General features: G+C 67.8%; 1 protein-coding gene and 1 pseudogene. Both read left to right on the top strand.

All coding sequences use genetic code 11. The features are described from left to right. Positions 1–235 (top strand): annotated as a pseudogene (locus tag ACYVDE_RS23585) (cell division protein); the annotation flags it as partial. After that, positions 235–1,136 (top strand): tetratricopeptide repeat protein (locus ACYVDE_RS23580; RefSeq protein WP_460503967.1); only part of this gene is annotated, 902 nt, incomplete at its 3' end. The pseudogene ACYVDE_RS23585 and the gene ACYVDE_RS23580, both read left to right, overlap by 1 nt.

Genomic DNA, 1,136 nt, shown 5'->3' with positions numbered 1-1,136 from the left:
CGACCTGATGGCCGTGGTGGACGGGGCCGTGGACGTGTGCCTGCGCGCCTCGATGCGCAGCGGCCGCCCCCTGCCCATCGAGCAAAGCCACCTGCTGGACGCCGCCAAATTGGTAAAGCCCAGCACCAAGGAGTGGTTTGCCACGGCCCGCAACTACGCGCTGTACTCGAACGAGGGCGGGCTGTATGACGACATTCTGGTGTACCTGGGGGTGAAGAAGCCGGGCGGGCTGTGATGGCCGCACCGGGCGAAGCGGCGCGGGGCCAGCCCGACTGGTACGCGCAGGTAGAATACCTGGTGGCCGTGCGGCGCTACCCCCTGGCCGAGGAGCTGACCCGCCGCGCGCTGGCGCAAAACCCGCGCTCGGCTTTTGTGCGGGTGGTGCTGAGCATGGTGCTCATCCATCAGCAACGCTATGCCGAGGCCGAGGCAGCCGCCCGCGACGCGGTAGCGGCCCAGCCAACCTATGCGGAGGCCTACTATTTTCTGGCCCTCAGCCTCGGCAACCAATACCGCAATAGCGAAGCCGATGAGGTGCTGGCCACTGCGCTGGAGCTGGACCCCAGCAAACCAAAATGCTACGCCCTGCGCAGCCACCTAGAATTGCGCTGGAATAACCCGGCCCAGGCCCGGGCCACCGCCGAAACCGGCCTGCGCTGGGACCCCAACAACCTCGAATGCCTGCTGCGCCGGCTGTATGCCCTGCGCGAGCTGGCCGAACACGCGCTGGCCGAAGCCACCGCCCGCACCATGCTGCGCCTCGACCCCAACCACGGGCCGGCCCACCTGACCCTGGGCCAGCTCCTGCTGCTGCGCGAAGCCCACGCCGAAGCCGAAGTCCATTTCCGTACCGCCCTGCGGTTGCAGCCCGCTTCGCAGGCCGCCAAAACCGGCTTGTCGGTGGTCTGGAAGCACCGCTATTGGCTGCCGCGCCAAATGGAAAAAGTCGACGACTACATTGTGGCCTACAACGAATGGTGCGCCGCCCGGCTGGGTACCGCCGGCCACGCGGTAGCCATGCTGAGCCTGACGGTGGCCATTTCGCTGCTCTGCGTGCCGCTGGTGCTGCTCTACAGTTGGGCCTACCTGCGCTGGCGGCTGGCGCCCGTGGTAATGCAGCTGCGGGGCCGCCCGCT

The organism is Hymenobacter agri (assembly GCF_054778495.1).
Note: the sequence above shows the minus strand (reverse complement) of the source record. Positions and strands in the feature narration are given on the sequence as shown.